Raw genomic sequence first — 23,843 nt, 5'->3', positions numbered from 1 at the left:
CAGCCAGGCCAAGCTCTACCTGGAGGCCCGCGAGGCCCTGCTGCGATTCGCAACGGGATACCCGCTCGGTCCTGCGCCGGCACCGGAGAGCCCGCCGTGAGCGCGCTTCTGGTCGGGGTGGGCTACCGATTGGCTCCCTCCTCATGTGGATTGCCTGAGAGCGCCTTGCTTGGTCTGCCCGAGGATCACCCGGCTGGGGCCTCGCCGACGGTCTCGCCCATCCCCACCCGCCTCCCCGGCACCAGCTCGGGGCGCCGGCGCACCGCGTCCTTCCCGAACAGCACGATGACCGTGGAACCCCTGTCGAAGCGCCCGAGCTCCTGACCCCTCTCCAGTCGGACCGCGCCTTCCCGGTACTCCCAGCGCCGCACCTCCCGGGTCACATAGCGATATCACGGGGAGCACGACCGGCGCCGTCAAGCGTCCGGTTGGCCCGCGTCGCCCAGCGCGCGCTACGGGCGGGCAAGAAGCGCGGGCGGCTCACGGTGACGGACAAGGGTCTGCTCATCGACTGGAACCGGGCCCGCGAGCGGACCGAGGAGTTCAAGACCATCTACCGGGCGCGATCGGGTATCGAGGCCACCAACAGCGAGCTCAAGAAGGCCCACGGCCTGGGACGGGTGTGGAGCCGCGGGCGGAAGATGCGGTATGTGACCAGCGCGGAGCGGATCGGCGAAAAGAAAGGCATCCAGCAAAAGGCCCGCGTCGCGGTCCTCGAGGTACTGGAGGCCCGCTTCGGCGTCGTGCCCCAGGCGCTGGCGGAGTCCCTCGGCCACGTCACCCAGGAGGCGGTGCTCTCGGCCCTCCTCAAGCGGGCCGCGTGGTCGCCCCCTCCCTGGAGGATTTTGCCAAGGACGTGCACAAGGCGCTCTCGTAAGGGGAGACCCGAGGGCGTCTCGCGCAAAGGCGCCAACATCGCCAAGAAATGCTCGGAAGCCTTCTCCGCGCCTTCGCGCGAGCCCGGAGCTCGGCGACCGAAACTGTATGCGGGAGCGTCAGAGAAGCTTCACGAGGGTGGCGACCACCGCGGCCTGGGCAACCAACATCCCGGCTACCCACTTGATGATCTCTACCTTGGCCGAAGTGAGGTCCTCCTTGGTGGCCAGGATTTCCCGCTGGGTCTGGATGACGTGCCGGGCGCTGTCGCGAAAGATCTCCGACAGCTCACGGGCCGCGCTCTCATCCACGTTGACTTTTCGCAGCCGGTCGTAAATCTCGAGGGTGTCGACGGAGACGTCCACGGCGGCTCCTCTCAGCAGCAATGGAAGTGGCCGTCATTGTCGCCCGAGGGTTTGATCCTGTCAACGCAGGCCCACCCGGAGCCCAGACCATGGCCAGAGACACCGGACGACGACGCAGAGGGGCCGACACAGGAAGAGAGCTCGGAACGTGGAACCCGCGACCGGGTCTCCCCCCGAAGGGGCAGGTGTCGGCCGCCTGCGGCGGCTGTTCCCGGTGCCGGCGGCCAGAGGCCGCTGTTCCCGGTTGAAATCCCAACTGGAAACCGGGAACAGGGAACTCGAAACAGCCTCCCCCCCGTCCCCTCAAGCCCCACCCCCGCCGGGCCGATGGGTGGGGATGGAACCGCGGAGGCGCGGAGGGCGCGGAGAAACCCTGTCCGAAACCGGCCCCCCCTTTGCCGCCGACAGCCGGCCGTTGCCACCGCGGGAGCTCGGGGCTAGGATGGGCCATCGTCCCCCTGGTGCTCTACCACGACCGAAGCCCGTGGGACGCGGCGCGGCGCTTCGAAGATCTGGTGGCGGCTCCGGGCGCGCTGCGCGACTATGTGCCTCGGCTCCAATACGCCCTGTGCGACCTCGGCGCCTATCCGGACGACGCCCTTCGGGGCGAGGTCATGGTGCGCACGGGGCTCTTGTTCCTGCGGCACATCTTCGACGGCGACCTGGCGCAACGGCTTCCCGAGTATTTTCGACTCTTGACGGCGCTGGGGGACCAGCGCACGGGCCTTCAGTACCTCGAAACGCTGCTTCGCTACGTCGCTAGCGCCGCCGACCGTATCGGCCCCGAAGACCTGCGCGCGGCCATCGACACGGCGTTTCCGGAGAAAGGAGAAGACATCATGCCGACGCTCGCCGAAAAATGGATCGAGGAAGGCGTTCAGAGGGGCATCCAGCAGGGCATCCAGCAGGGCATCCAGCGAAAGGCCCACGCTGCGGTCTTGGAGGTCCTGGAGGCCCGCTTTGGCGTCGTGCCCCAGCCGGTGGCCGAGGCGGTCGGTCGGGTAACGCAGGAATCGGTGCTCTCGATCCTGCACAAGCGCGCGGTTGTCGCCCCCTCCCTGGAGGATTTTGCCAAGGACGTGCAGAAGGCGCTCTCGTAAGAGGGAACCCGAGGGCATCTCGCGCAAAGGCGCCAAGATCGCCAAGAAGCGCCCGAAGGCAGGTGTCGGCCGCCTGCGGCGGCTGTCTGTTCCCGGTGTCGGCGGCCGGAGGCCGCTGTTCCCGGTTGATATCCCAACCCGGAACCGGGAACCCGGAACTGGGAACACCCCGAACGGGCAGAACTGGGAACACCCCGAAGGGGCAGAACCGGGAACAGCCTCCCCCCGTCCCCTCAAGCCTCATCCCCGCCGGACCGATGCGCGGATGCAACCGCGGAGGGCGCGGAGAGAGTAGCTGCTCGCTTCTCCCGGCACGAAAAGCTCGGAACCCGGCCCCTATCCTGTTCGACGAAAGAAGAAGACCACGAACGGATGAAGCAATATGAAATTACTCCGCATTTACGTCGACACGTCCGTGTTCGGCGGGTGCTTCGACGAGGAATTCGTAGAGTGGTCCACTGCTTTGATGGAGGACTTCCGCGAACACCGCTTCCAGTGTGTCCTCTCCGACGTGACGGCTGCCGAAGTGGCCATGGCGCCAGAGATCATCCGGGAATTGTTCGAGGAGCTTCTGGCCAGGGCAGAAGCCCTCCAAGTCACACCGGAAGCTATGGAACTGCTCTCGGCTTACGAATCGCACGCTATTCTCGGGCCTCGTTATCGGAACGACATGCTGCACATCGCGCTCGCGACCGTCGGCGAAGTGGATGTCGTGGTAAGCTGGAATTTCAAGCATATTGTTCGGCTGGACAAGATAAGGCTTTTCAATGCGGTGAACTTGGAGCTCGGGTACAAGGCACTGAGCATCTACTCCCCGAGGGAGGTTGCCACCCATGGAACAGAAGACTGAGATTCACGCGGTCGAACTCGTCCGCCGTATCCGAGACGAGCAGGCCGAGTTGCTCCAAGGAAAGTCGGACGAGGAGATCATGAACTTCTTCCGCAGGGCTGGTGAAGCGGCGAGATCCAGCGAGACAAGAGGGAAGGGGCGCGGCGGCGAACCAGCTCTCGAACGGGACGCTTGATAGCGCCGATTTGCCTCACCCGCCGGCACCCGCCTACGGCGGAGTTCCCGGTATCGGCGGCCGAAGGCCGCTGTTCCCAGTTGAGATCTCAACCCGTCACCCGTCACGCTTCACCCGTCACCCGGCCCCCCCTCAAGCCTCACCCCCTCCGGACCGATGCGCGGATGCAACCGCGGAGGCGCAGAGGGCGCGGAGAAATTCTCTGCCCGTCCTGCGGCATTGGGAATTTGACAAAATGGCCGCAACCAAGCAAATTGTGGCCACGTTCGAGCTGCAGAGGAGCCTCCCGTGTATGCTTCGATACGCACTATCAAGGACCATTTCAGCGACTTTGTGCGCCGGGCCGGCCTCGGCGAAGAGATCATCGTGACGTCTCACGACCGGCCAGTCGCCAAACTCGTGCCCGTTGCGCCCGAGGACCTGGATCGCACCATCAGTCGCCAGGCCTTCCTTGCGGACCTCAGCGCACTCCGAGACTCGCTGAGCGGCCGATGCTCCGGGGCTCCGATGAGTCAGGCGGTCATCGACCTTCGGAGGGGAGCCCGCTATTGAGGGTTTACTTCGACACCAGCGCCCTCGTGGCTGCCTACGTACCCGAACCCAATACCCGGCTGGCCGTGGCCCGGTTGGCCGCCGCCGAGGCGGTCTACGTGTCGTGGCTGACCCGGGTAGAGTTCTGCTCGGCCCTCTCCCTCAAGACGAGGACGGGAGAGTTGGGCAAGGAGGACGCCCAGCGTGTGCTCGCGGTCTTTGATCGGCACCTGGAGGCCAAGGCCTACGAGGTCCTTCCCCTGAGCCACGAGGCCTATTGCCTCGCGGCCTCTTGGTTGGCAACCCTGGAAACTTCACTGAAAGCACTGGACGCGCTGCATCTGGCTTGCTGCAGGCTCTTCGATCTCTCCCTCGTTACAGCCGACGACGGCCTCGCCAAGGCGTCGCGGCATTTCGGCGTGCCCCAAGAGCACCTGGCAGAAGAGATACGGGTTGCCCCGAAAGCATGAGGACCGACCTCGGCTTCGGTCCGCGAGTCAGGGGCCAGTGGTCACGAGCTGGGAAACCCCGCATCTGGCACTCGGCACTTGGCACTCGGCACCCGGCACTCGGCACTTGGAACGCGGTACTCGGCACTCGACACCGCCCCTCCCCTCAGACCCCATCCCCGCCGGACCGATGCGCGGATGAAACCGCGGAGGCGCGGAGGGCGCGGAGGGAGGTTGCTGCTCGCCCCCCCTTGGGTGCTCCGGCTTGCCGCACGATAGACCCCCAGGTAGTCTGTGGCCGTCAACCCTTCGGGAGATTGCGCGCGCCGATGCTGCAAACACGACCCCTGCTCGACGACGTCCGCACGGCACTGGTGCCGGTCTTCCGCAAGTACGCCGTGCGCCGGGCCGTCCTGTTCGGGTCGTTCGCCCGGGGAGAGGCCACCCGGCATAGCGACGTGGACATCCTGGCCACCGTGGAGACCCCCAAGCGATTCTTCGATCGGTACGACGGCATTCTGGCAGACCTGGGCCGGGCGCTGCCGGAAGTCGGCGTCGACCTGCTCCTGTACACACCGGCCGAGCTCCAGTCCATTTCCCACCGCCCGTTCATCCGGCGAGCTCTGGAAGAGGGTCAGGTGATCTATGAGTCGGACGAAATCGCGGCATGAGGTAGAGCACGGCCTTGCCAGACCTTACCCCTGGTGAGAGCTACTTCGCATCCGACGCGGAGCAGGCCCTTCAGCGGGCAGCCAAGACACATCAGGCCTGCGCGGCCGTGGTCCAAGCCTCCTGACTCGAGAAGCCCCGGTCGCCCTCCGCAAGGAACGGGAGGCCGGAACCTCCCAACTTCTGTCGGCCGAAAGCCGGCCGTTGCCACCGTAGGGGCTCGGGACTAGGATGAGCCCGTGCCCCACGTCGCCCCGGCCCGCCTCTCGATTGGAGGAGAGAGCCTCCGTGGATGCCACAACGGATTCGCGCCCCGATTTCGACACTCCTTGGAAGGAGCTTCGTAAGCGACCTATGAACCGCACCCCCGCGCGCTACGTCGGCAGGCGGATCTGCTCGGGGGTGAGGTTGGACGCGAGCAGGGCGGCGTAGTCCTCTGGGGTCCGAGCGAGCGGGACGTGAGCGAAGAGATAGTGCAGATAGCGGTGGGGGTCGAGGCCGTTGGCCTTGGCGGTCTCGATCAGGCTGTAGAGGGCCGCGCTCGCCGCGGCGCCTCGCGGGTTGCCGGCGAAGAGCCAATTTTTCCGGCCCAGGACGAACGGCCGGATGCCGTTCTCGACGAGGTTGTTGTCCGGGGTGAGCACGGCATGGTCCAGGTAGACGAGCAGCCGCGGCCACTGCCCCAGGGCGTAGCCGATCGCCTTGCCGAGCAGGGTCTTCGGGGGCACCTCGCGCTCGCGCTGGTCGAGCCAGGCCTTGAAACGGACCAAGAGGGGCTTGGCCTGGGCCTGTCGCACCGCGACCAGGGCCTCGCCGGTGAGCCCCTGCTCCTTGGCCCGCTGCTCGATGGCGTAGAGCTTTCGGATGAAGTCGAGCGCCACGTCGACACTGCCGGCCTTGGTCGCCGCCGACCGGTTGCGGCCCGCGGCCACGGTCTTCACGTCATGGAATTCTCGACGTACGTGGGCCCAGCACCCCGCGTGCCGGATGCCCGGCCGGCGGTCGAGGAAGTCGTAGCCGGGGTAGCCGTCGGTTTGGGCCAGCCCCTGGAAGTCCCCGAGGTAGTCGGCGGCCACCTGGCCGGCGCGGGTCGGATGGTAGTGGTATTCCAGGAGGGGGTGGTCTGGGAGCCCCCCGCGAAAGAGCCACATGTAGGATTGGGTCTGGGGCGCCCGCCCCTCCTCCTCGAGCACCTGCACCCGGGTCTCGTCGATCCGAATGAGCGGACCCCGAAGCAGGGCGAGGCGCGCTTGCGCGAGCACCGGCGCGCAGGCCTCGGCCACCTGCATCGCCCAGCCGCAAAGCGTCTGGCGCGACAGCTCGATGCCGAGCCGGGCGAACTGCTTCTCCTGCCGGTAGAAGGGCAGCGCGTCGACGAACTTCGCGGTGAGCACGAAGGCCAGAAGCGCCGGCGTCGCGATCCCCTTGGGGATGATCGCCGGCGGCACCGGGGCGATCTGCACCGTGGGTCCCTCGTCCTCGACGCCCTCGCAGTGGCGGCAGGCGTACTTCAGCCGCACTTCCTGGCGCACCGTGAGCCGGGCCGGCTCGATGTCGAGCTTCTCCGAGACCTCTTCGCCGATCACGCTCTTTGGCTGCCCACACCCGCAGTGCTTGTCGGCCTCGGGGATGTCGAAGACCACCCGCTCGCGCGGCAGGTTCTCCGGCAGGGGCCTTCGCCCGCGCTTCTTCGTGCGGAAATGAGCCGGAACGGCAATCGTCTCTTCGGGTGGCTCGTCGCGTTCTTCCCCGGCGCCCAGTTCGGCCTCGTTGAAGAGGTAGAGTTGCCGGCGCTCGGCCTCGGTGAGTTGTTCGCTCTTTCGGCCGAAGAGCTTGTGCTTGAGGTACTCCACCTGCTCTCGAAGTCGAATCATCTCCGCGTCGTACTCGGAGACGATCCTCTTCAATGCATCGACGTCGTTGGGCAGGGCTGTTATGTCCAGAGCCATGCCGGGATACTAGCAAAAGGCAGCCGGACAAGCAACAACAAAGACAACAATTGCGAACTCAATAGACGCTGGAATACTGAAGTGGCCGATGGGCTCCCCGCTGCTCTACCGTCAGACCTTCCAAGAGCCACAGCAGTTCCCGTGCGCTCACTTCCACGACCTCGGTCTGCGCAGGGGGCCAGCGGAAGGATTCCTTCTCCAGTCGCTTCTGCCAGAGACAAAACCCGTTGCGGTCCCAGTAGAGGACCTTCACGTTCGTCTGCCGCCGGTTGCAGAACACGAACAGATGGCCGGAGAGGGGGTCGAGATCGAGTTGCGCCGCCACCAGGAGCGACAACCCGTCGATGGAGCGGCGCAGGTCGGTGGGGCCGGCGGCCAGATAGACCTTGGTGCCCGGGGCCACGGCGAGCATCACGGCCGCTCCAGGGTGGCGAGCAGCCGAGCAAGCGTCTCGGGGGTGAACCCGTCGCCCACCTCGATGCGGTGCCCGGTGCGGGCCACCACGGTGAGCGCGGCCGCCGGGTGGGTCGCGATCGGGGCTGGCGCCGAGACCTCGGGGCGCACGGCCACCGGCACAAAGCGCACGGGCGGGGCGGCCTGGCCTCCCGCGGCGCGCTCCGGCGACCCCAGCCGCCGCTTCCACGAACTGAAGAGCCGCCGCCCCAGTCCCTGGCGCCGGCAGAACTCGGCCTGCGTCAGCCCGCTACGCTGCCAGGCGCGAAGCTGCGCCCCCCAGAACCGCCGCTTCTCCAGATCCTTCGGCCGCGCCATCCCCGTCCTCCTCTCGCCAGGTCATCGACGGCGAAAGGATGGCAGCCCGTGACGGAGCCGAAAAGAAGGGGTTCATTGATCGCTTACGGAGCTCCTGGAACACCACTTCCGGGCGTTCATGGAGTTCTTCTTTCCCGCCGCGGCGGCCGACATCGACTGGAGCCGCGGGCACACCTTCCTCGACAAGGAACTCGCCCAGGTCGTTCGGGATGCCGAGCTGGGGCGGCGGTTCGTGGACAAGCTCGTGGCGGTCTGGCGGCACGGCGGAGGGGACGAGACCTGGGTTCTAGTGCACGTGGAGGTCCAGGGCCACGTAGAAGCAGGGTTCGCGAAGCGAATGTACGTGTATAACTACCGGCTCTTCGACCGCTACGACCGCCCCGTGGCGAGCCTCGCCGTCCTGGCCGACGACAGGTCCGGCTGGCGCCCTGCGCAGTACCACTACGAGCTTTGGGGGAGCAGGGCCGGTCTAGCCTTCCCTGTGGTGAAGCTCCTGGACTACGCCGATCGCCAGGACGATCTCGAGCACGACCCCAATCCCTTTGCCTGGGCGGTGGCGGCCCACCTGCGGACACTGGCGACCCGGGGGGATCCGGAGGGGCGATTGGGATGGAAGCTGCGGCTGGCCAAGATGCTTTACGAGCGAGGTTATCAGCGCCAAGACATCCTCGATCTCTATGCCTTCATCGACTGGCTGATGGCGCTGCCGGAGGGCTTGGAGCTGCGGTTTCACCAAGGGCTCAAGAGTTTCGAAGAGGAGAGGAAGATGCGGTATGTGACCAGCGCGGAGCGGATCGGCGAAAAGAAAGGCATCCAGCAGGGCATCCAGCAGGGCATCCAGCAGGGCATCCAGCAAAAGGCCCGCGTCGCGGTCCTCGAGGTACTGGAGGCCCGCTTCGGCGTCGTGCCCCAGGGCCTGGCAGAGTCCCTCGGCCACGTCACCCAGGAGGCGGTGCTCTCGAGCCTCCTCAAGCGGGCCGTGGTCGCCCCCTCCCTGGAGGATTTTGCGAAGGACGTGCAGAAGGCGCTCTCGTAAGGGGGGCCCCGAGGGCGTTTCGCGCAAAGGCGCAAAGATCGCCAAGAGGAGCCCGAAACCGGGAACCGGGAACCGGGAACGCCCCGAAGGGGCAGAACCGGGAACTCGGAACACCCTCCCCCCTCAAGCCCCACCCCCGCCGGGCCGATGGGTGAGGATGGAACCGCCCTCTCCATCGGAAACGGGGACCGCGAACTCCCCTCGCCAACACCCCACACGGTTCGACCGCCGAGCATTATTGTTGGGCACGCAGCCGCTCCAAAGTGGCTCGAGCGTCCGGCACCCATGATGGGGCCTCCCCGCCGCCGTCCAAGGCCCGGCTCAGAGCCGCCAAGGCCTTCGTCTTCTCTCCAGCGCCCGCATATGCCACCCCCAAGTGGTATTGCACGGCCGGGAGATCGCCGAGTCGCTCCGCTGCCGGCTCCAGGTGGGACAAAGCTTTGAGGAAGACCCCCTTCTGCACGTACACCCACCCAAGGGTGTCGTTGACCGCCGCAGATGCGGGCGCAAGCTCTGCGGCGCGTTCCGCAAACTTCAAGGCTTCGTTGACGTCCCCGCCGTTCTCCACCAGGTTGTAGGCCAGGTTGTTGAGTGCGGGGAGATGGTTGGGATCGATCTCCAGCACTTTCCGATAGGCCTTCTGTGCCTCCACCGCTTCGCCGAGCTTCTCGTGCAATGTGCCCTTGAGCATCCAGCCGGGCAGGTGGCGGGGTGACTTCTCCAACCCCCGCTCCACGTCGACCAACGCGCTGCGCGCGGCGTCGGCGCCCGTGTGCAGGCCGGCCAGGAGCGGATAGGCTTCCGGCCTGTCCGGCTCGAGGGCGATGGCCTTCTCCACACTATCCCGCGCCTTCTCCCGATCCCCAACCGCTGCGTAGAGCTGCCCGAGGAGCAGCAGCGCTTCCGCCGACTCTCCCGCGCTTCGCAGGTGCCCTTCTACTTGGGAAATGGCCTGGGCCTGCTTGCCCTGGCGTGCCAGGATCCCTGCCGACAGTACCAGCGGCCTCACGGTGGCCGGATCGGCCTCCAATGCCCGCCCAAACGCTTCCAGCGCCAGCTCCGGCTGGTTCTCCGCCAGGTGGCAGAGACCCAGCTTCTCGTGGACCGCGGCGCTTCCCGGGATCTGCCTCGCGAGAGATTCGAAGAGCGCACGCGCCTCCCCCGTGCGCCCCTGCCCCATCAGGGCCGATCCGCGCACCAGGAGCACCTCCACCGCGCCGGCCCCGCTCGCGATCAGGTCTTCCGCGGTCTTCAGGGCCTGGGCGTAGTCTCGGGAATCCAAGTACGCCTTGGCCAAGAGCAGGCGAGCCTTGGGGAACCCCGGCGCACCCTCGACAGCCTTCTGGAGCTCGCTCTTGGCGGTCTGGAACTCCCCCCGGGAGTAGGCCGCCAGTCCCAGGTAGTAGCGCGCTTCGGCGTGGTCCGGATACTGCTGCAACACCTCGCGGAAACCCGCGGCGGCTTCCGAAAAGCGTTTCTCTCCAAGCAGGATACGCGATTCGAGGAAACGGCCGGAGGTACTCTTCGGGTTCTTCGACTGGATCTCGCCCACCGCCTGCCGGGCGGCGGCGAAGTCCCGCTGCGCGATCAGCACGTCCGACACCTTCTCCAGGCCCCGCACCCCCTCCTTGTCCAGCTTCGCCGCCGTGCGGAACGCCTCCAGGGCTCCGGCGGCGTCTCCCTTTCGGAGCAGCCGCTCCCCATAGCTGATCCAAACGGACGACAGGCCCGGCTGCTTCTCGAGCAGCGCGGCAAACGTGGCGTCCGCCGCCGCCCCGTCGCCCTGCGCCTCGGCAACCTGGGCGAGCAGGAGCAGTAGAGCCGGATTCGAGGGCTCCCTTTCCAAACCCTCGTCCACGGTCCGGCGGGCCGCGTCGAGCCGGCCGCGCCCGAGCAGGGCAGTAGCCTTGAGAATGCGGTGGTTCAGCACCTTGGGTTCCAGCCGAATCGCTTCGTCGAACTGGGCCATGGCGTCGGCCACTGCCCCCTCCCGTAGCAGCGCCCGTCCCAACAGCATGTGGGCGTCGGCCCGCTCGGGCGCCTCGGCCAGCACGCGCTCGGCTCGCTCCTTGGACTCCGTGGTCGAGTTCGCAAGCAGGAAGAGGGTGCCCAGATGCACCTGGGCATCCAGGTTTCCGGGGTCGAGCTCCGCCACCTTGTTGAAAGCCTGGTAGGCGTCGCGCACCTGACCGCGTTTCAGGTGCAACTCACCGAGCCGAAACAGGGTCTCGGCATCGTCGGGCCGAAGAACCAATGCGCTCTTGTACTCCAGCAGGGCTTCCTCCGCCTTGCCCTGCTTGGCGAAGGCATCCCCCCTCCCCCGGTGCGCCGCAAACTGCTCCTCGGGCGTCCTGGAGCAGCCGGCAAGCAGGGCGTGAAGCGTAAGGGCAGCGAGGACCGCCGCCAGGCGTAGCGAGCGCATGATTTCTTCTCCGGTGAGAGGGGCAGACCGTCGGGCCCTCCGGGGCTCGTCCCCAGGGCCCACTGGTAGCATACCATTCCCTTGGCAAGCAACAGGGGATGGGCCAACGCCCCGGCACGGGCGCCTCTTCGCGGCCGGTTCGACGGTCGGGATGGGAAGCGCTTTTCTATCCAAAGGTGGAAAAGGATTTCCCACTCCCCCCTCGGCAGCCCCTCGGCTCCCGGGCGGCCCAGACAGAAACTCTCGTCATATCAAGGCACTTCGAGCCTAGTCCTTCTTTGTGGTGCACGGCACGCTTGCTGCATAACCCTGTGCCGAACGCTGGAATGTGGCACCCGCTTAGGGTGTAAACCTTGGACCAGGGAGGGAGGTGACCAATCCATCTAGAGACGAGTCAACCCGAGGCGATCCACGAATACCCAGAAACCCTCACGAGGAGGAGAAAACACAATGAGACGCTACCTGATCACCGCCTTGGGGGCCGGCGCACTGGCCCTCGCGAGCACGGGGGCCTTCGCGGTATCCCTGGACAGCTACACCCTGAACTTCAGCGCCGCCAGTTCGCTCCTCGGGGCCGCCATTCCCGACCTCAACAATGTGGACGAGTGGGGTTTCGTGGCAAATTCCGTTGTGGCCTTCCAAGACAACGACAGTAGCGGTGGTCTTTCCGCTGGCGACACCTTCTACGACTGGGTGGCCGTGAGGGTGCACTCCTTCTTCGACTCATCGACGGACACCATCACACCGCTCACATACGGCACTGGCCCCGGCCGGGACCACGAGATCACGCTCATCGCGCGATTCGGGGGAATCCAGACCACGGCCAACACCTATCAGGTTACCTTCATCGACCAGTTCGATTTCTTCTTCGACGCCGGGCCGGGCTTCACCGGCTCGACCTTCACGAATCTGAGCACCTTCGCGGACGGCCTCTTGGTGGAGCAGGCCGAATTGATTGCCAGTGGCGGTGTGAACACCGATCCCACACTGATCACCGGTACCCTGAGCATGATTCTCTCCCTGCAGGACATCCTCCACACTCAGATTGATCCGGCAACGGGCGATCCCCTTGGCGAGTTCTTCGAGGTGGACAACGACGGGAACCCGTTCCCCATGGAGCTCCTGCTCGGCATCGTCGACGCCAACAACAACATCCAGAGCATCGAACTGGCGTCCTTTGCATCGTACTTTGGCTTCACGGTGAACGCAGATGGGACAATCGACTACGGCGCAGAGAGCTTCGATTTCTTCTTCACCTCGCGGAACGACGGCTCGTTCAACAAGCACATCGTTCCGGAGCCGGGCACGATGATCCTCCTCGGGTCGGGTCTGCTGGGCCTTGCGGGCATCGCCCGTCGTCGCCACAAGAGCTAGTTTTGCTCCCTGCATTGCTGGCGTAAGGTAAAGAGGGAGATGCGGCGCATCTCCCTCTTTACTTCCGGAGGTAAGCCATGAGACGAAACGCTTTGCTGGTGCTGGTTGCGGTGCTCGCCCTCTTAGCCTGGGGTGGGTTTGCCCGGGCACAGACCCACGTGGACGATTACATCCTCAACTTCTCGGCCGCAGCCACTGCCGACGGCATAGATGCAGCCGGACAGGAGGCGGCGGGTATCGCCGACGTGCACCGCGTAGACGAGTGGACCTTCCTGGCGCAATCGGTGATCGGTTTCCACGACAACGACGGAAGCGGCGGCATCTCAGTCGGCGATACTTTCGTCGACTACGTGGCTGTGCGGGTAACGCAGTTCATCGACGCCGGCAGCGACTCGTTGACTCCGCTTCACTACGGTGCGGGTCCCGGCAGGACCCACGAACTCACGGTGCTCGCTGTGCTCGAAGGTGCTCAGGAAACGGACGTAAGCTACCGGATCGACCGGATCACCCGGTTCGACTTCTACTTCGATGGGGCGAGCGACCAGGCGGGTACCGACTTCACTCCTTCGAGCTTTGACGACCTCGACACCTTCGACGACGGAGTGCGGGTGGAGAGCGCCGAGCTCATCCTGGGCGGGGGTCTCAACGACGTGCCGCTCCTGCCGGACGGCACCATCTCGCTCGTACTGCGGCTCGTGGACCGCCTCGGTGCCCAGGTTGGAGAGGAATTCGAACTCCAGCCGGACGGCACGCCTTTCGAGGCCGGCACCGTGCTCGGGATCGTGGACGCCAACAACCTGGCGGAGCCCCTCGTGAACCTGGCCGCGTACGAAAGCAAGTTCGGTTTCAGCGCGTCGGACTTCGACTTCGTGGTGAAGACCCGAAGCGATGGTTCGTTCAACAAGATGGCCGAAGAGGCTCCCCAGCCCGCCGCCATCGGCGACCGCGTCTGGGAAGACCTCAACGCCAACGGCATCCAGGACGACGGCGAGCCCGGGGTCGCCGGCGTGACCGTGAACCTCTACGACTGCCTCGACAACTTCGTGGCGAGCACCACGACCGACTCCAACGGCCTCTACCTCTTCGACGGCCTCACCCCCGGCGACTACTACCTGGTGTTCGTGCAGCCCAATGGATACTTCTTCACCCTCCAGAACGTGGGCGACGACGAGCTCGACAGCGACGCCGACCCCACGTCGGGGAGCACGATCTGCACCACCCTGGATCCGGGCGAGACCGACCTCTCCTGGGACGCGGGATTCTACCGCCTGGCCGAGTTGGGCGACCGGGTTTGGGAGGACGGGAACGGCAACGGCATCCAGGACGCTGGTGAGCTCGGCATGGCCGGGGTGACGGTGAAGCTCTACGACTGCGACGGGGATTTCATCGCAGAGACCACGACCGACGCCGAAGGCCTCTACCTCTTCACCGGTCTCGTGCCCGGCAGCTACTACGTGGTATTCGCGGCGCCCACGGGCTACGAGTTCACCCTCCCGAACCAGGGGGCGGACGATACCATCGACAGCGATGCCAACGCCTCCGGCATGACCGGGTGCGTGACCCTCGCCTCGGGCGACTCGAACCTCGACGTGGACGCGGGCCTCGTGGCCATCGAGTATGCCGCCATCGGCGACTTCGTGTGGGAAGACCTGAACCGCAACGGCATCCAAGACGCGGGCGAGCCGGGGATCGAGGGCGTGCTCGTGGAGCTCTATGACTGCGCCGGAAACAAGCTCGACGAAACGCTCACGGATGCAAACGGGAAGTATCTCTTCGACAATCTACTGGCCGGCGACTACAAGCTCCAGTTCACGGCGCCCGCCGACTACTTCTTTACTCTCCAGAACCAGGGCGGCGACCCCGAGAAGGACAGCGACGCCGACTCCAGCGGCTGGACCGTGTGCACCACCCTGGACCCGGGCGAGACCGACCGCTCCTGGGACGCCGGCCTATGGCAGGCCATGCCAGACATCGACATCGAGAAGGCCACTAACGGAGAGGACGCCGACAGCCCCACCGGACCGTTCATCCCCGTGGGAGATCCGGTCCTCTGGACTTACGTCGTGACCAACATCGGCAACGTGCCGCTGGTGAACGTGACGGTCACCGACGATCAGGGAGTGGCGGTCTCCTGCCCGCAGGACACCCTGGTCGTGGGCGAGAGCATGACCTGCACGGCCGACGGAATTGCCATGGTGGGTCAGTATGCGAACATCGGAACCACCACGGGCGATTACGGGAACACAACGGTCACCGACTCCGATCCCAGCCACTACTACGGCACCATGGACGCCCCGGGCACCGGCACGCCGGGCTACTGGAAGAACCACCCCAACGCTTGGCCGGTGGATCAGCTCACCATCGGCGGGGAGACGTACACCAAGGACATGGCCATCGGGCTCATGGGCTGCCCCGACGGCAACAAGCTGTTCACCGTGTTCCGCGCCCTGGTGGCGGCGAAGCTCAACGTGCTCGTGGGCAACGACGCCTCGTGCATCGCCGTAACCATCGAGGCCGCCGACGCCTGGATGGCGGAGTACGGACCCATGCCCACCGCCTGCAGGGGCAATCCAAAGGTCAGGGCAGACTCCTACGCATGGACCATCGGCGAGCCGCTCTACTGGCTGCTCGACGACTACAACAACGGGCTGCTCTGCGCCCCGTCGCGGGATTCGATGGAGTAGGGCGAAACACGCGGAAGGCGCACGGCGCTTTGCCGCAACGCAGAGAGCGGGACGGGGGAGGGGTCAATGCCCCTCCCCCGTTCTGTCGTCGTGATCGTCGTGTGCAAACAGGGCTCACGAATGGAGACAACGCCCCGAGATGCCGGCCTCAGGTGCTCCGGGCCGACGGACTCCCCCGTGGCACATCCGAGTGGTGGTGCGGAGGACATCCCAAAGAAATCAGCGAGGTCACACGTGCCCCAGGGCATCCACGATGGGCTGACGCGCGGCGCGTCTGGCAGGCAGGGCCGCGGCCACAACCGAGAGCAGTACGAAGGCGAGTCCACTGACCAGCAAGACCTCCGGAACCAGGTCGATCTCGATCAGGATATCCTCGCCAACGCCCGGCGGGCGGTATGTGATCTGCGCGGCCGCCACGGCCAGCCGTCCGAGCGCGGTGAGACCCAGCCCGGCGAGCCCCCCGAGAATGCCCAGGATCGCCCCCTCCATGGAGAACAGGGCGAGGACTCCGCGCGGTTTCAGACCGATCGCGCGCAGGGTGCCGATCTCCCTCGTCCTCTCGTACACGGCCATGGACATGGTGTTGACGGTCCCCATGACCACGATCACCGCCGTGATGCAGAAGAGAAAGAAGAACACGACGTCCAGGAAGTCCTTTGCCTTCTGGTAATACTGGCTCAGCTCGTCCCAGGTCCTGATCTCGAGGGCCATGCCGAGCTCGGAGGCGGCTTCCCGTATCCGCTCGCGGATCGGAGCCAGGTCCGAGAACCGGGTCGTAAGCACGCATAGCCGGTCGCAGCCCGTGATGTCGTAGAGGTCCTTGGCGAGCCCCAGGGGGAGCTTCGCATACTTGTCCGAGAGCTCATCGGAAAAGGTCGCTCGGGTCCCGACCACCGTAGCATCGGCTGCGTTCATCTGCCCATATTGGGTGGTGGTCATCAGGACCACGCCGTCCTCCGGCCGCAGCTTCAGAAGGTCCATGAGGCCGTCGCCCACCAGGATGGCGTCGGGACGGCCCACCGGCAGGGGCGATCGCTCCGGTATGGCGCGGTACCCGTAGTGCCGCAGAAGCTCTTCTTCCTTTGCCGGGTCCAGCGCATCCGAGAGGAAGATCGTGGAGACGTCCCCGTTGGAGATGAGGCCGGTCAGTTCGAGCTTCTCTCCGACCCACAACACCTCCGGCATCCGAACAACGACCTCGGTGAGGGCCGCCGCCTCGTCCGCGGTAAAGAGGAAGGACTCTGGGCGAATCCTGCCCTCGCTCAGAAAACCCTCCTTGAAGACCGCCAGATGCCCCGGAATCTCCCGGAAGACCACCGCCAGTGAGATCTTCTCGTAGGCTTGGTGGACATACCCCTTGAACATCGCCACCGCCATGAACCCGAAGGCGATGGCGAGCACCGTGATCAGGCTTCGCCGCCGGTTCTTGAGCACGTTTCGCAATGCGATGCGAAGAAGGGTCACCCGCACACCTCCTGGCCTCTTCGAGACCTGCCGGCCGAGCCCGAGCTTTACCCGGCAGGGGCGGGGGCGTCAAGGGGGGGGAGGAGGAAGGGAGAGTTCCCAGTTCCCAGTTCCCAGTTCCCAGTTTCCGGTTTCCGGTTCCGGGTTGGGATCTCAACGGGGAACAGCGGCCTCTGGCCGCCGACACCGGGAACAGCCGCCGCAGGCGGCCGACACCTGCCCCTTCGGGGTGTTCCCGGTTCCCGGTTTCGGATTGAGATCTCAACGGGGAACAGCGGCCTCTGGCCGCCGACACCGGGAACAGCCGCTACAGGCGGCCGACACCTGCCCCTTCGGCCGTGATGGGACGCTGATGCACAAGAGCGTTGCTCCCTCCAGCAAATGGCCACCCGCGCAGTCTGTTGGGGGAAGGTTCGGCAGGCGTCCGAGGCGCGGCCCGGTAGAGACGAGGGCGCCGCCGCAGAGCATCGGCGCGTGGGCGGTCTGGGGCCCCCCTGCGTCCCTGCCAGCGCGACCTGCCCCGTCATTGCGAGCAAAGCGAGGCGATCCAGCCTGCGAGAACCCGGGGTCGCCACGGCCCTTCGGGCCTTAGGACGAGGGTGTCAGTGGTTTCATCCCCCAAGGTGACCGCAAGTCGTGGGCAACTCACGGGGACCACGGGCTCTACAAGCCAGCGAGGTCTCCTCGGGCGGTGCCGATGAGCCGCACTTCTTCGCTACGGATCGTCGGAAACCGTACCCCCGCCGGAGACAAGCGGCGTCGGAGGGTCCAGGGGCGTGGCCTGTTCACGAAAGGGCGCGCTGGAGGTCCTCGCGGAAGGCGTCGAGGGATTCCACCACCACGGCCCGCTTGTGGAGCGTGGAGAGCACCGCCTCGTCGGACACTCGAGCCAGCGCCCCGGTAACCGAAGTGGGCACCACCCCGAACCGCGTCTCCAGCACTTCGATCACGGCATCGTAGGCCTTCTGCTGGAGTCCCTGCTGGAGTCCCTGCTGGAGCCCCTGCTGGAGCCCCTGCTGGAGCCCCTGCTCCTTGCCTTCGTCGATCCATCGCTGCGCCAGGGTGGGCATGATCGTCTCTCCGTGTTCGGGAAGGGTCTGCGACAGCGCTGCTCGCACGTCCGCCGCCTCGACCCGGTCGCTGGCAGCACAGATGTATCGCAAGAGGGCCTCGACGGCCCCCAGGGCGGTGGGGCTCGAGGTCACCTGCGCGAGCAGCCGCACCAGCTCCGGAAGCCGCTGTGGCAGGTCGTCGTCGAAGATGTGCTTGAGGGCCAGCAGCGACGCCCGCAGCAGCGTCCCCCCGCGCAGGTCGTGGTCGGGATAGCGACTCAGGTCCGCCAGCGCGTATTGGAAGTCGGGAATATACCGGCTGAACGCGGCAGGGCCTTCTACCAGGGCCGCGAACGCGTTGGGCACAGTCCACGGCCGCCGGCCGTGGTAGAACACCACAGGCACGATGGGGGGCAAGGCGACCGAAGCCTCCTCTTTCCTGGCGCCTTCCCACAGCCGCACCAGGTAACGCAGCAACTGGAAGGCCACCCATCGGTCGGGATGGGACTTGTGCTCGAAGAGCAGGTACACGTAGGCGCCGCCCCCATCCTTGCGCTCCACCCGGAACACCAGATCCGAGAGGTGGCTTCGCAGCTCGTCGTCGACGAAGCTGTCGCGGCCGACCTCGAGGGTGTCGAGCTCGAGGTGGGCCACGACCGGCTCCGGCAGGTAATGGCGGACGAACTCCCGAGCGGTCTCGAGGCGCCCCAGAGACTCGCGAAAGAACCGGTCGTGGGGATTGGCGAGGTCGGCGGCCATGGCGGCATTCTAGCCGGGGGTATGCGGACAGACAAGCAGGCCAGGGGAAGAGGTAGACCTACACGCGGCCCAGGGCGTCGACGATGCTCAGGCGGCCGGGCCGGCGGGCGGGAAGGGCGGCGGAGACCACCGGGGGAGCGGCACGCTGGTGCACAAGAGCCGTGCCCGGGCAAACGGGTGCCCGCGAAGTCCGTTTCTGCGAGGCTTGCCTTCACGGGGAGCGGCGCCAGCTGGCCGCTTCCTGCAGGAGTCGAGGTTCGCCGATGGCAGTCCCGATCCGCGCAACGAACCCGGCATATAGAGAAGCCTGCTCGTCCGCAACCCGTCTTGGGCAAGGGCTTCGGGGCACTGCAGAGTCTCCTGCGCGACGCCAAAGAGCGTCACCCGCACACCTCCTGGCCTCTTCGAGACCTGCCGGCCGAGCCCGAGCTTTACCCGCCGGGGGCGGGGGCGTCAAGGGGGGGAGGGGGAAGGGAGAGTTCCCAGTTCCCGGTTCCGGGTTGAGATCTCAACGGGGAACAGCGGCCTCTGGCCGCCGACACCGGGAACAGCCGCCACAAGCGGCCGACACCTGCCCCTTCGGGGTGTTCCCGGTTCCCGGTTCCCGGTTCCCAGTTCCCAGTTCCCAGTTCCCAGTTCCCGGTGGCGGGTGACCAGTGACGGGGGGGCCTTGCGTCAGGTCCGATCGGTTCGAGTCACGTATCGAGGGTGTTTCGAATGGCCTGGTCCACAAGGCGAAGATACCGAGTCGATAGCCTTCCGATCCACGAGGTGAGCCGCCTCTTGTCCATTGCCCGAATCTGTTCGCACAGGGCCTTGGAATCCTGGGCGAGATTGCCCTCGCCAGAGGGCAGGAGCACGTGACTCGGAGACAGCCGAGAAACGTTCGTCGTCAAGGGAACCACCACCACGAGGCGACTGTGAGCATTGATCTCGTCGTTCGATACCACGATTACAGGGCGGGTCTTTTGAATCTCCACCCCAACCGTGGGATCCAGGTTCGCCCACACCACATCGCCCCGCCGCACCTCATTCACGAACGATCCCACTCTGCGTTGACCTCTGCGTCGGATGCAGAGAAGTCGGAGAGAAGTTCTGCCTCCTCTGAACGATCTTCGTCCGTCCGAGATTCATAGTAACGCCGATACGCCTCGACGCGCCTTGTTTTCTCCCAATCTTGAGCGTATCGCTCCAGGAGAAACGTGACGAGTTCGCGGGATTCCTGTGCACCATGGACATCCACTCGATCCAATAGAGCCTTCGGGACGCGGATCTCAACGGCTGGAGGCAGCATGGATTCCTCTTCTCATACGCGAAATTCCGGGGCACACACGAAGTCGATGATCTGAGAAACGGAAAGAGGCATAGTGTCTGGTATGCACTCACCGGGCTGCTTCATAGAGGACCTTTCCCTCGCGCAGCGCCCAGTAAAGCGCCGTTCCCGGCAAATGGCCCCAATCCGCAGCCTCTTGCTCGGAGCAGACGAGGATGTCCACCGGGATTCCGATGCGGCCCACTGCGCGTCGCAGCCGAGCCATCTCGGCCACTGCGGAACCGAGACTTCGCTCCACGACCAGGATATCGAGATCCGAGTCGGCACCGGCAGTTCCGGAGGCGTGAGAGCCGAAGAGCACTACCCGAACCGGGTCCGCCACCTCGACCAACCGCCGCGTCACTTCGCGCATCCTGGCATCGCTGATCAAGAGTGTCCTCGTCCTTCACCCCTACTGGCGGGTTACGACTCCCCTGGCGTGTACTCCGAACAGGATGCTGCGGCCGGCCGAAACCGGGAGACGAGCCTCTCGGCGGCTTCCTCCAAGACGCGCGGTTCGACCGCGTCACCTCCGCTCTGTGGCGGACGCTACGAGAATACAAAGGAGTCGGGCAGCCCGCAACTTGCCGACGCCGAACTCCGGGACGCGGCCGATCGGCGCTCCCGCCGAACCCGAGATTTACCCGGCAGGGCTGGGGGCGTCAAGGGGAAGGGAGAGTTCCCGGTTCCGGGTTCCCAGTTCCCGGTTCCGGGTTGAGATCTCAACGGGGAACAGCGGCCTCTGGCCGCCGACACCGGGAACAGCCGCCACAAGCGGCCGACACCTGCCCCTTCGGGGAGTTCCGGGTGCCGGGTTGACCCCTTCTTGTGTGCAAGGTAGGCTGGGGACGCCGTCATTCACAACTTCGGAGGCCTCTTCGTGGATACCGTCGCGCTCGCCAAGGTCGCCCGCCATGGCCAAGTTACCTTGCCCGCCTCGATACGGCGCGCGGCTCACGTGGACGAAGGCGACTATCTGGAGGTGCGGGTCTCGGGGGAGAGCATCGTGCTCACGCCGAAGAAGCTCGTCGACAAGAGCCAAGCCTACTTCTGGTCGCCGGCTTGGCAGGAGGCGGAGCGAGAGGCCAGCGAAGATATTGGTGCCGGCCGGGTCCACGAAGCCGACACCGTAGCAGACCTCATCTCCGGCCTGGAGTCTGCTCGCAAGAATCGTTGATGCGGATCCCCTACACCGATCGGTTCCGAAGAGCGTATGCCGCTCTCGTGGATCGGGATGCTGAGCGGGTGCGCAAGGCCCTCGGGCTTCTCGCCGTCGACCCGCGTCACCCCGGCCTTCGCGTGAAGAAGATGCAGGGCACGGAACGGATCTGGGAAGCCCGCGCGAGCAAATCGCTACGGATCACCTTCGAGGTGGAGGGGGACTGGATCCTGCTTCGAAACGTCGGCGCCCACGACGCAACGTTACGAAGACCCTGATGGGGGCCAAGGGGAAGGGAGAGTTCCCGGTTCTGCCCCTTCGGGGTGTTCCCGGTTCCCGGTAACGGGGGACCAGTGACGGGGGGGACTTGCGTCAGGTCCGAGCGGATCGAGTCACGTAGCGAGGGTCACAAACATTTCCACTCGGCATCGACCTCTGCGTCGGATGCAGAGAAGTCGGAGAGAAGTTCTGCCTCCTTAGAATCGCCCATAGAGGACTCTGCCGTCGCGAAGCACCCGGCTCTCCAAAGATGAGGGAACGGCTGCGAGCCGCCGGAACTCCCCGGTGGTCTTGACAATGACGTCCTTTGGTACGGAGATGCCGCGCAGGCACCTGCGCGCGCGGCGCGCCCGTTGCGTGGCGGGGATTTCACTCGCCGCCACCAGAACCATAAGATCTACGTCGCTTTCCGGATCGGGCACGCCCCAGGCGCGGGATCCGAAGAGGAAGATGGCCTCCGGCCGGAATTCTTTGGCCAGACAGGCAACCATCTCCCGGATCGTGGCGTCATCTGCTCGAGTCACTTGGTCCCCTCCTCACCGTGAACGTGGCCTCCTTGGTGCTTCGCGGTTAATGAACTCACTCTCCACCGTCTGTAGCAGGGATCGTTCTCGCGCGTCACCCGATGACCGAGGGTAGGCGAGGCATCTGTAGCGGTCAAGGAAACCTCACGAATTGCGGCGTCCGGTATCCGCTGACTGGACGGCGGGGAGCGGGACGCCGGTGCACAAGAGCCTTGCCCGGGCAAACGGGTGCCCGCGCAGTCTGTTCATAAGAGGCTTGCCCTCATGGGGAGCGGCGCCACCTGGCCGCTTCCTGCAGGAGTCGAGGTTCGCCGATGGCAGTCCCGATCCGCGCAACGAACCCGGCATATAGAGAAGCCTGCTCGTCCGCAACCCGTCTTGGGCAAGGGCTTCGGGGCGCTGCAACGTTTCCTGCGCGATGCGAAAGAGCGTCCCCCGCGCACCTCCTGGCCGATCGAGACCCTGCCGGCCGAACCCGAGGTTTACCGATCGGCGGCGGGGGCGTCAAGGGGGGGAGGAGGGGGAGTGAAAGGTGAAAGGTGACGGGGGACGGGGGACGGGGGACGAGGGACGAGGATACGGTTCTGAGTGCGGGGTTGCGAGTGAAGAGGGCTGGGGGGGGTGGGAGCAGGGGACGCGTGACTGTGTGGGAGAGGGGCGACCGCTCAACTGACCCTGGCACCGGAGGAGCTCCGGAGCCCAGACTGACCCCCCGCCCGTGGCGGGGATCGGGTGCCCGATGCCCAGTGGGGGGTTTCCGGTGCCAAGGTGCGGGTACGGGATGCCGGGTGCCAGGCGTTCCGGGCTCGGGCCATTTCGCCTCGGCCACGGCTATGGTCACGGCCCTTCAATCGACTCCAGCGACTTCAGGAACCTGTGGATCTCCTCGCGAAACAGGCGAGCCGTGGGGCGCAGGCGCCGGGCGATGAGGCGCTCCTTCTCCCAGTCGAGCTCGAAGCCGTAGCAGTGGCGGAACTTGTGGCGAAAGGCGCGGAAATCGTCGAGCCGGCGAAACAGGTCCTCACCGATGACGGGGGGGCGGTAGCCGGCCACCTCCAGCTTCATGCGCTTGAGCAGGTCTGCATGCCAGGCGTCGGAACCGAGGTCGTTCTCAAAGAACCGGGCGACCGAGCGAAAGATGTTCTCGCACCCGTTGTAGAAGTTGTGGACGAAGTAGCCGATCGCCCCCCGATCGTAGTTCGGAACGGCCTCCGGCGGGAGGGAGAGCTTGTCCTCACAAACCGGGAAAACTCCTTCTCCAGTCTCTCGATCTTGTCGAGCTCGTCCCGAATGTCGGCCTTCAACAGCTCAAGGTTGTGCGGCATAGACGACGATTCCACGGGTGAGGACCTTCCGGGTAAAGGTTGGATCGTCGCCCTCGGTGTAGAGATCTACGGGAGCACCCAGGGCCTCTTCGAGCTCCCGCCGGAGCTCCCAGTACGTCTCGCTGTCGAGGGGCGTGACGAAGAGGTCGACGTCGGAGCGTTCCGAGGAGCGGCCCTCGGCCGCCGAGCCGAAGAGCACGGCCTTCTGCACATGGTAGCGCCGGAAGAGGAGCGGCCCGCACGCCTCGATCCGCCTGCGGAGGGCCTCGGAGCGCGCCTCGCGGGATCGGCGCTCCTCCGCCCACCGCGCCCTGAGCTTCTCATAGGCCATCGGCTACCCCCGTCCACGACAACGGATTCCACCTAGATCGCGCGGAAGTACGCCCACGCCGCGCGGGAGCTCGGACCTCACCACTCGAAGCTCTGGATGACCAGGGTGTTGCGCTCCTGGGCCATGGTGAGGAACTCGGGGGTGGCGAAGTGGGTCACGAGCACGCGCACCACGTCCACGTCGCCCAGCTCGGCCCGCACGGCGGCCACTTTGGTCTCGAGCTGGGTGAAGAGGTCGCGGGCGCCTTTCCGGCCCCGGCCCACGTCGACGCGGAGCTTGGCCTCGCCCACGACCCAGACCTCGCGGCCGTCCCGGCGGCCCCGGCCGAAGAGGTTCACCTCTTCGCCCCGGATGGTGGTGCGAACGAGCTTCTCTTCTAGGGTGACC

General features: G+C 65.9%; 25 protein-coding genes (1 of these 25 only partly in view). 11 read left to right on the top strand and 14 right to left on the bottom strand.

Features of this window, described 5'->3' with window-relative positions; all coding sequences use genetic code 11:
* Positions 1 to 185: 185 nt before the first annotated feature.
* Both AB1578_05765 and AB1578_05760 read right to left on the bottom strand, forming a co-directional pair.
* The gene (locus AB1578_05765; protein MEW6487405.1) at positions 186 to 383 is read right to left on the bottom strand and encodes a phosphatidylserine decarboxylase; all 198 of its coding nucleotides are present in this window, start codon (positions 381 to 383) and stop codon (positions 186 to 188) included.
* Positions 384 to 995: 612 nt separating this feature from the next.
* On the bottom strand, positions 996 to 1,241 hold the full coding sequence (locus AB1578_05760; GenBank protein MEW6487404.1) for a DUF1640 domain-containing protein: 246 nt from the start codon (positions 1,239 to 1,241) through the stop codon (positions 996 to 998).
* Between the two features lie 395 nt (positions 1,242 to 1,636).
* Between AB1578_05760 and AB1578_05755 the strand changes: the two genes are divergently transcribed.
* From AB1578_05755 to AB1578_05730, 6 genes are all read left to right on the top strand, one after another.
* Positions 1,637 to 2,341 (top strand): Rpn family recombination-promoting nuclease/putative transposase, encoded by a 705-nt coding sequence (locus AB1578_05755; GenBank protein ID MEW6487403.1) that lies wholly within the window; start codon positions 1,637 to 1,639, stop codon positions 2,339 to 2,341.
* 382 nt (positions 2,342 to 2,723) lie between these two features.
* On the top strand, positions 2,724 to 3,191 hold the full coding sequence (locus AB1578_05750; GenBank protein MEW6487402.1) for a PIN domain-containing protein: 468 nt from the start codon (positions 2,724 to 2,726) through the stop codon (positions 3,189 to 3,191).
* Positions 3,175 to 3,366 (top strand): hypothetical protein, encoded by a 192-nt coding sequence (locus tag AB1578_05745; protein ID MEW6487401.1) that lies wholly within the window; start codon positions 3,175 to 3,177, stop codon positions 3,364 to 3,366. The genes AB1578_05750 and AB1578_05745 overlap by 17 nt, the downstream gene beginning before the upstream one ends.
* A gap of 288 nt (positions 3,367 to 3,654) precedes the next feature.
* Positions 3,655 to 3,918 (top strand): type II toxin-antitoxin system prevent-host-death family antitoxin, encoded by a 264-nt coding sequence (locus AB1578_05740; GenBank protein MEW6487400.1) that lies wholly within the window; start codon positions 3,655 to 3,657, stop codon positions 3,916 to 3,918.
* Positions 3,915 to 4,367 (top strand): type II toxin-antitoxin system VapC family toxin, encoded by a 453-nt coding sequence (locus AB1578_05735; protein MEW6487399.1) that lies wholly within the window; start codon positions 3,915 to 3,917, stop codon positions 4,365 to 4,367. Before AB1578_05740 ends, AB1578_05735 begins: the two co-directional genes overlap by 4 nt.
* 308 nt (positions 4,368 to 4,675) lie before the next feature.
* Positions 4,676 to 5,017: a nucleotidyltransferase domain-containing protein gene (locus AB1578_05730; GenBank protein MEW6487398.1), complete on the top strand. Its 342-nt coding sequence runs from the start codon at positions 4,676 to 4,678 to the stop codon at positions 5,015 to 5,017.
* Between the two features lie 372 nt (positions 5,018 to 5,389).
* On the opposite strand, the gene AB1578_05725 is transcribed toward AB1578_05730, so the two are convergent.
* From AB1578_05725 to AB1578_05715, 3 genes are read right to left on the bottom strand one after another with little or no spacing between them, the layout of a single operon-like run.
* Complete coding sequence (locus AB1578_05725) at positions 5,390 to 6,964, bottom strand: IS66 family transposase (GenBank protein ID MEW6487397.1); 1,575 nt, start codon at positions 6,962 to 6,964, stop codon at positions 5,390 to 5,392.
* A gap of 58 nt (positions 6,965 to 7,022) precedes the next feature.
* Entirely contained in the window at positions 7,023 to 7,376 is a 354-nt protein-coding gene (tnpB, locus tag AB1578_05720; protein ID MEW6487396.1) for an IS66 family insertion sequence element accessory protein TnpB, read from the bottom strand.
* Positions 7,376 to 7,735, bottom strand: a complete 360-nt coding sequence (locus tag AB1578_05715; protein MEW6487395.1) for an IS66 family insertion sequence element accessory protein TnpB — start codon at positions 7,733 to 7,735, stop codon at positions 7,376 to 7,378. The genes tnpB and AB1578_05715 overlap by 1 nt, the downstream gene beginning before the upstream one ends.
* Positions 7,736 to 7,853: 118 nt before the next feature.
* Here AB1578_05715 and AB1578_05710 point away from each other — a divergent pair, with 118 nt between their 5' ends.
* Entirely contained in the window at positions 7,854 to 8,771 is a 918-nt protein-coding gene (locus AB1578_05710; GenBank protein MEW6487394.1) for a transposase, read from the top strand.
* 235 nt (positions 8,772 to 9,006) lie between these two features.
* Here the strand turns inward: AB1578_05710 and AB1578_05705 are convergent, their stop codons facing one another.
* The gene (locus AB1578_05705) at positions 9,007 to 11,193 is read right to left on the bottom strand and encodes a tetratricopeptide repeat protein (protein MEW6487393.1); all 2,187 of its coding nucleotides are present in this window, start codon (positions 11,191 to 11,193) and stop codon (positions 9,007 to 9,009) included.
* 450 nt (positions 11,194 to 11,643) lie between these two features.
* Here AB1578_05705 and AB1578_05700 point away from each other — a divergent pair, with 450 nt between their 5' ends.
* A complete protein-coding gene (locus AB1578_05700; GenBank protein MEW6487392.1) occupies positions 11,644 to 12,567 on the top strand; it encodes a PEP-CTERM sorting domain-containing protein in 924 nt (307 codons plus the stop codon).
* Positions 12,568 to 12,644: 77 nt separating this feature from the next.
* On the top strand, positions 12,645 to 15,251 hold the full coding sequence (locus tag AB1578_05695) for an SdrD B-like domain-containing protein (protein MEW6487391.1): 2,607 nt from the start codon (positions 12,645 to 12,647) through the stop codon (positions 15,249 to 15,251).
* A gap of 228 nt (positions 15,252 to 15,479) precedes the next feature.
* Here the strand turns inward: AB1578_05695 and AB1578_05690 are convergent, their stop codons facing one another.
* From AB1578_05690 to AB1578_05675, 4 genes are all read right to left on the bottom strand, one after another.
* Positions 15,480 to 16,715, bottom strand: a complete 1,236-nt coding sequence (locus tag AB1578_05690; GenBank protein ID MEW6487390.1) for an FtsX-like permease family protein — start codon at positions 16,713 to 16,715, stop codon at positions 15,480 to 15,482.
* A gap of 785 nt (positions 16,716 to 17,500) precedes the next feature.
* Entirely contained in the window at positions 17,501 to 18,526 is a 1,026-nt protein-coding gene (locus AB1578_05685) for an Rpn family recombination-promoting nuclease/putative transposase (protein ID MEW6487389.1), read from the bottom strand.
* Positions 18,527 to 19,221: 695 nt separating this feature from the next.
* A complete protein-coding gene (locus AB1578_05680; protein ID MEW6487388.1) occupies positions 19,222 to 19,539 on the bottom strand; it encodes a type II toxin-antitoxin system PemK/MazF family toxin in 318 nt (105 codons plus the stop codon).
* A 369-nt stretch (positions 19,540 to 19,908) separates the two neighbouring features.
* Complete coding sequence (locus tag AB1578_05675) at positions 19,909 to 20,211, bottom strand: nucleotidyltransferase domain-containing protein (protein MEW6487387.1); 303 nt, start codon at positions 20,209 to 20,211, stop codon at positions 19,909 to 19,911.
* Between the two features lie 507 nt (positions 20,212 to 20,718).
* Between AB1578_05675 and AB1578_05670 the strand changes: the two genes are divergently transcribed.
* Both AB1578_05670 and AB1578_05665 read left to right on the top strand, forming a co-directional pair.
* On the top strand, positions 20,719 to 21,015 hold the full coding sequence (locus AB1578_05670) for an AbrB/MazE/SpoVT family DNA-binding domain-containing protein (GenBank protein ID MEW6487386.1): 297 nt from the start codon (positions 20,719 to 20,721) through the stop codon (positions 21,013 to 21,015).
* A gap of 47 nt (positions 21,016 to 21,062) precedes the next feature.
* Complete coding sequence (locus AB1578_05665; protein MEW6487385.1) at positions 21,063 to 21,275, top strand: hypothetical protein; 213 nt, start codon at positions 21,063 to 21,065, stop codon at positions 21,273 to 21,275.
* A gap of 198 nt (positions 21,276 to 21,473) precedes the next feature.
* Here AB1578_05665 and AB1578_05660 read toward each other — a convergent pair whose 3' ends face one another.
* The 4 genes from AB1578_05660 to AB1578_05645 all read right to left on the bottom strand — a co-directional run.
* Positions 21,474 to 21,800 (bottom strand): nucleotidyltransferase domain-containing protein, encoded by a 327-nt coding sequence (locus tag AB1578_05660; protein MEW6487384.1) that lies wholly within the window; start codon positions 21,798 to 21,800, stop codon positions 21,474 to 21,476.
* Between the two features lie 837 nt (positions 21,801 to 22,637).
* Positions 22,638 to 22,940: a hypothetical protein gene (locus AB1578_05655; GenBank protein MEW6487383.1), complete on the bottom strand. Its 303-nt coding sequence runs from the start codon at positions 22,938 to 22,940 to the stop codon at positions 22,638 to 22,640.
* 168 nt (positions 22,941 to 23,108) lie between these two features.
* Positions 23,109 to 23,456: a nucleotidyltransferase domain-containing protein gene (locus AB1578_05650; GenBank protein MEW6487382.1), complete on the bottom strand. Its 348-nt coding sequence runs from the start codon at positions 23,454 to 23,456 to the stop codon at positions 23,109 to 23,111.
* 77 nt (positions 23,457 to 23,533) lie between these two features.
* On the bottom strand, positions 23,534 to 23,843 hold the 3' end of the coding sequence (locus AB1578_05645) for a hypothetical protein (protein MEW6487381.1). Its footprint extends 497 nt past the window's final position; 310 of the gene's 807 nt are visible here — the last part of the coding sequence; its start codon lies beyond the right edge, outside the window; the stop codon is at positions 23,534 to 23,536.

This window comes from Thermodesulfobacteriota bacterium (assembly GCA_040756475.1).
Lineage (GTDB): Bacteria > Desulfobacterota > Deferrisomatia > Deferrisomatales > JACRMM01 > JBFLZB01.
The sequence above is the reverse complement of the archived record's forward strand: the minus strand, read 5'-3'. Positions and strand labels throughout refer to the sequence as shown.

What these genes read in the sequence shown, in the direction of transcription:
- AB1578_05750 (MEW6487402.1), top strand. Translation starts at nt 2,724, where the DNA reads ATGAAATTACTCCGCATTTACGTCGACACGTCCGTGTTCGGCGGGTGC.
- AB1578_05745 (MEW6487401.1), top strand. Translation starts at nt 3,175, where the DNA reads ATGGAACAGAAGACTGAGATTCACGCGGTCGAACTCGTCCGCCGTATC.
- AB1578_05730 (MEW6487398.1), top strand. Translation starts at nt 4,676, where the DNA reads ATGCTGCAAACACGACCCCTGCTCGACGACGTCCGCACGGCACTGGTG.
- AB1578_05725 (MEW6487397.1), bottom strand. Translation starts at nt 6,964, where the DNA reads ATGGCTCTGGACATAACAGCCCTGCCCAACGACGTCGATGCATTGAAG.
- tnpB (MEW6487396.1), bottom strand. Translation starts at nt 7,376, where the DNA reads ATGCTCGCCGTGGCCCCGGGCACCAAGGTCTATCTGGCCGCCGGCCCC.
- AB1578_05715 (MEW6487395.1), bottom strand. Translation starts at nt 7,735, where the DNA reads ATGGCGCGGCCGAAGGATCTGGAGAAGCGGCGGTTCTGGGGGGCGCAG.
- AB1578_05710 (MEW6487394.1), top strand. Translation starts at nt 7,854, where the DNA reads ATGGAGTTCTTCTTTCCCGCCGCGGCGGCCGACATCGACTGGAGCCGC.
- AB1578_05705 (MEW6487393.1), bottom strand. Translation starts at nt 11,193, where the DNA reads ATGCGCTCGCTACGCCTGGCGGCGGTCCTCGCTGCCCTTACGCTTCAC.
- AB1578_05700 (MEW6487392.1), top strand. Translation starts at nt 11,644, where the DNA reads ATGAGACGCTACCTGATCACCGCCTTGGGGGCCGGCGCACTGGCCCTC.
- AB1578_05695 (MEW6487391.1), top strand. Translation starts at nt 12,645, where the DNA reads ATGAGACGAAACGCTTTGCTGGTGCTGGTTGCGGTGCTCGCCCTCTTA.
- AB1578_05685 (MEW6487389.1), bottom strand. Translation starts at nt 18,526, where the DNA reads ATGGCCGCCGACCTCGCCAATCCCCACGACCGGTTCTTTCGCGAGTCT.
- AB1578_05675 (MEW6487387.1), bottom strand. Translation starts at nt 20,211, where the DNA reads ATGCGCGAAGTGACGCGGCGGTTGGTCGAGGTGGCGGACCCGGTTCGG.
- AB1578_05650 (MEW6487382.1), bottom strand. Translation starts at nt 23,456, where the DNA reads ATGGCCTATGAGAAGCTCAGGGCGCGGTGGGCGGAGGAGCGCCGATCC.